General features: G+C 65.9%; 2 protein-coding genes. Both read right to left on the bottom strand.

The window, feature by feature from the left end:
- Nucleotides 1-505: 505 nt before the first annotated feature.
- Nucleotides 506-892 (bottom strand): SCO4402 family protein, encoded by a 387-nt coding sequence (locus CCN72_RS23925; protein ID WP_086809457.1) that lies wholly within the window; start codon nt 890-892, stop codon nt 506-508.
- Nucleotides 889-2,274: a pre-toxin TG domain-containing protein gene (locus tag CCN72_RS23920; RefSeq protein WP_158101399.1), complete on the bottom strand. Its 1,386-nt coding sequence runs from the start codon at nt 2,272-2,274 to the stop codon at nt 889-891. The genes CCN72_RS23925 and CCN72_RS23920 overlap by 4 nt, the downstream gene beginning before the upstream one ends.
- Nucleotides 2,275-4,905 lie beyond the last annotated feature (2,631 nt).

Below are 4,905 nucleotides of genomic sequence, written 5' to 3'. Positions count from 1 at the left end.
GCCGTGCGCTCCGCCACCCCCACGGCCTCCGCCGCCACATCATCCGACTTCTCCGCCGCCTTCCCGGCCGCCTTCGCCGCCGGCGCGGTCACCTTGGCGGTCGCCCGCCGGGCCTTGTTCACGGATTCCTGATTGGTGCCACTGTTCATCTGAGTCATGAACTCCGCGTTGCCGCTGGCGCGAAGGGCAAACACGTCGCGGCGTACTGTCCTGCACGTGAGATGCGGGCACATGGCTCACTCGGATCCGTGCGGCAGGCATCGGTGAGGCACTGGCCCCGGGAGGCGAGCCGCCGTCTCCGGACTCGGCTTGTACGGCGAACCGAGGGGCTCTGGGACACCTTCGGTGGAGCGGCACGGCTTGACGAGCGCGAACGACCAATGCCGTCAAGGCATTCCGGGCCCGTGGCCACGGTGTGTCTGTGGCTCGGCCGGCTCACGGCCGGCAACAGGCCCGGAAGCGGCGCCTCGCTCTGTCACCAGGGCAGTAGCCAAGTAGCCACTGGTCAGTCGGCGGCCGTCAGTACCTCCAGGGCTGCGGACGCGGCTTCGACGACGGACGGCCAGACGGCGGAGGCCAGATACCGTTCGTCCGGCTGATCGCGGCCCACCTCGTCCAGTGCGCGGGTCAGTGCGGACGCCAGGCTGCTCATGGCCTCTACCTCCGCCCGGCTGGACAGGGTCCGGCCGAGCGCGGCCTGCGGGTCGGCGAGGACGGTGGTGTCGTCGTAGAGGATGTTGACGGTGAGGGTCAGATCGTCGTAGTAGTCCGGCGTCGGGTACCGGTGCTCGATCCACACGCGCCGTTGGTACTCCGGGTCCGCGAGGGCGCGTACGGATCCGAGGATCTCGGAGCGCATCTCGGGCAGCGTGATGTCATGTCGTGCGGTCACGGCTTGTTCCATTCCTTCCACTTCAGCCATTCGTCCAAGGGAATGTGGGCGGCCCGCGCGTTCTCCTTGATGGAGCCGCTGATCGGCTTTCCATCGCGGCCGATCACCTTGCCGCCCGAATTGATGACGACATGGTCGACCTGCTGGTAGACCTGCGAGTTGTTCTTGTCACCCTGGTCGATACGGACGCCGTTACCCTTTCCATCGTTCCAGCGGTAGCCGATTCCCTTGTTGTTGACCGCCTCGAATTCCTTCAGTGACGGTGGAACCTTGTCGTAAGCCGTGCGCGAGAGCCAGCCGTCGATCTTACCGGTGGCCTTCTCCGCCTTCATGGCCTTGCTGAGCTCGTCGGCCTTGATGATCCCCTTGCCCGCCTTCATCCAGCGCAGCAGGATCACCGAGCCGAGCAGGCGGTCGGTCACGCCCAGCTTCTCGCCGGTGACGGTGCCCTTACCGGTGATCGCCTCGATGATGCCCTTGCCGTCACCGATGCCCGGCAGCAGGTCGAGCAGGGCGGAGGTGACGGCCTGCGAGACCGGATCGTCGAGCGGGGAGCCGCCCTTGCCGAAGTCCTTCAACGCCTTGGAGAAGTCGAACTTGCCGAGCACGGGAAGCTCGCGGAGCTTCTGGGCGGCCTCCGCGATCTGCGGAACCGCCTTGTTGAGCTCCGTCATTCCCCGGTTCGCCTCGGCGATCCCCTCGTTCGCCTTCTTCATGCCGGCATTGGCCTTGTCGATGCCCGCGTTCATCTCGTCCAGGGCTTTGTTGACCTCCGTCACGCCGGAGTTCATCGTCTTGAGGCCGCGGTTCATCCGATCGAAACCCTTGTTGATGTCATCAAGGGATTTCTTCAGTTCCGGATCCGTGATGAAGTCCGCGATGGCGTTGACCGCCAGAGTGCCGTAATAGACGGCACGGCCGAGAGCGACCGTCGTCTCGACGCCGTGACCGAGGTCCAGGCTGATCTCGCGCAGCTTCTTCTCGGCTTGGCCCTCCAGGTCCTTGATCTTGACCTTGGCCTCCGGTGACAGCTTGTCGCTCTTCAGGAGGAGTGCCTTGGCCTCCAGGAGGTTCACGTACTGGTTGATGTGCTTTTCGACGTCCGCCTTCAAAAACGTGTCGTCCCGGTGCTCGTCCACGACAGCGTGCGTGCCGTGGGCGACGATGAGCAGTACCGGGATTCCGTAGATGGAGACGCGGCCGAGTTCCGCGAGGCAGGTCAGTCGTTTGTCCAACGGCGTGTTGTCGCAGGTGGTCTTCGGACTCTTCGCGGCTGCCGTGCCGGCCGCAGTCGCCGCGGAGGCGGTGGTCGCTCCGGCGGTCAGGAGGACCGTGAGAGCGGTGGTCAGGGCGGCCAGTCTGAGAATGAGGCGGTGCTTCATTGCTCCCCGTGGTGGTTCGGTCGGTGTGACACCACGGGGAGGGCAGCTTGGACAGGCCCGCCGTCGAGGATTCCCACACCTCGGGCACACCCCGAGGCGCACTAAATGATCATATGACATATCAACGCATGGGCCTGTCATGCCTAGTTGTCCGAGTTAGCTGGTATGCGCCACGAACGGAGCCTCTGGCCCGTCGAACAAGCCCTACGGCATACCGCCCCGGGGAGCCAAAGCCTCGACACAGAGCGGACAGCGCCGCAGAGCAGATCCGGAATCGTCGCCACCGCGCAGGAAGGGCACGATCGTTTCGCTCCCCTTTCAACTCCCCTCAAGGAGGACCTGGTGGCTGCTTCAAACGCAGCGATGACAGCATGGCAAGACGTCACCCTCACGATCGAGAGCGGTGCCTCGTGGCGCGCAGGCGGTCGCCAACGTCCGCCGTGCCGCCCACACACACTCGTTCAGCGTGGACGGCACGGACTGGGCAGTACTGGCACGTGTTTACCAACGCGCAGTGGGTGCCACCCCGTGGTGGCGGCTCATGACCGCCCTCACTGTTCTCCTGGCGGGTTGGACCGTCTGGCTGACAGCCCTCCAGGGGCTTTCCGGCTATACAGCGAGGCACCCGATACTGACTGGATCCGTCTGTCCGCAGTTTGCGCCCGGAATCCTCGGCGTGGTGGAGGCCGTGGTCTTTGTGATCGCCCTTGCCGTGGTGTGGGCTGCGTGCATGTTCGGGCCCGCAGCCCTTCTTTGTGCATGTACGAAAAGGGTCGCCCGTAAGACGCCCGCATGGACCGCTCGCCCGGTCCCGCCCGCCCTTGCCGTCGCAGAGACGTGCGGGGCGTTTCTGGCTGCGCCGGGAGACGAGCAGGAGTCCCTCTTGGAGCGCCTGGACCAGCAACTTGAGATGCTTCTCTCAACCCTCTGGCGTGCAGCCGGAAGAGGGACGGGACTCACACGTCACCCCGCTCACAAAAAGGTCATCACGCAGCATCTGCGGCGCGTCGAAGCGGCGCTCAGGGCGACGCAGGGCGATCTGCTCTCTGGACCAGACGCAGCACGGACGCTCGGACTCCAGTCCCTGACCACGCCACTCGTCTTGCCACGCCGCGTGTCACACAACTACTTGACGAGCAGGACCTTCCGTCCGAAGTCGGCCAGGACCAGCGGGAGGGGAGGCGACTTGCAGCCATCACCGCGCTAGGGCCTGTCTGACAATTCCCGTCGTCGCCCGGAGGGCGGCCGCGCGGCGTCAGGTGCGTGCTCTCGGGGTGCCGGGCGTAGGCCCTCGTACTGGACGTACTTGGGTCTGCGCCCGGTGCCGCGAGAGTGCGTGCATGGCGTCGCGCGGCAGACGGGAATTGTCAGACAGGCCCTAGGACTCGCGGCAAGTTCGGCCATTGTCTACGCACTACTCCAACTACACATCCTGCCCGATGATTTGACGCCATGGGTCTTCATCATGGCCTTTGTCAGCGTCTTCCTCGGCGTATTCGGAAAACGTTCCTCTGCCCGGCCCCTGGCAGTGCTGCGCCAGCGGATGGCCGAGCTTGGCACATCGATCGACTCGCCCTCTTCAGACATGTCTGAAGCCGGAGCGGAGAGCGATACCCCCGAGCAGCTCTTGAGGCAGTCCCGCGCCCCGTCGGACACGGCCTAACCGATGCATGTGGGACCGCCGTCTCGGGGCCGCGGCAGGATCTGGTCGGGAGGCGCAGGCACGTCGCACGCTGTACGAGGGCTACCTTGGAACCTTTCCGAAGCCCGTCACGCCTGCGGCGACGTGGCCCGGGAAGCCTTCGGCCCGTGTATTGGGCTGAGGTACCAGATGACCATCAGTCCGCCCGATCACGTCGTGGCCGCCTCGGAGGGCACCTTCCGCCGCTTACGCAACCTGCGTGATCGCGTGATGGAGAGCGTCCCGGCCACTGAGCCTGCGTATCCGAAAGGACACCACGGTGATGACACTGCCCTTGCCATACTCCGCGTCCGCATGCGAGAAGACCTGCACACCAGTCGGGACGGCAGCAGGCGCTGAGCCGCGATACCGACAGCGCCGGCTGCTGTCGCTCGGTCAGGTCCGCGACCGTCAGGTGGAGGCTGCCGGACTCCCCAGCTGACGAAGCTCGCTCGCCAGAGTCATCCCGCCCCGGTACACCCGGCGCACGACGACCGATGCGGTGTGCGACCGCCAGATTTGGTCGATTGTTCAACCTCATCTGTGCAGGCAGCGCATACACATCTCGGGTGTTGCGGGGTGGGCCGACCCTGCGTTCACCACCGTGCTCGGCGGTCACTCCTGCTGGACGACGGCGTCTGGTCATCGGCGACGTCGAGAGCGTCATCCGCTTCGTGCACCTGGAGGGAGAGCGGGGGGCCTGGAACGTTCGGGTAGCCATGGACAACCCGGGGCGGGATGCCCGTGCCGTCGACGTGACCGTCGGCCGGGGGCCTCCCGCCGCCCGCCCCCTCCGCGCCACTGCTCGGATCAGTTCATGGGTTCTGTCGGCGCGTCGGGCGAGGCACACCGCGATGGACGTCGGTACCGATCTCCTTCGGCGCGCTGCCGTTCGCCCTCGTCGGGCTGGTGCGGGCCTGGGTCGAGTACCGGGCGTCGAGAGCAGGGCG

It is taken from the genome of Streptomyces murinus (assembly GCF_002154555.1).
Taxonomy (GTDB): Bacteria; Actinomycetota; Actinomycetes; order Streptomycetales; family Streptomycetaceae; genus Streptomyces; species Streptomyces murinus.
The sequence above is the reverse complement of the archived record's forward strand: the minus strand, read 5'-3'. Positions and strand labels throughout refer to the sequence as shown.

What these genes read in the sequence shown, in the direction of transcription:
- CCN72_RS23920 (WP_158101399.1), bottom strand. Translation starts at nt 2,274, where the DNA reads ATGAAGCACCGCCTCATTCTCAGACTGGCCGCCCTGACCACCGCTCTC.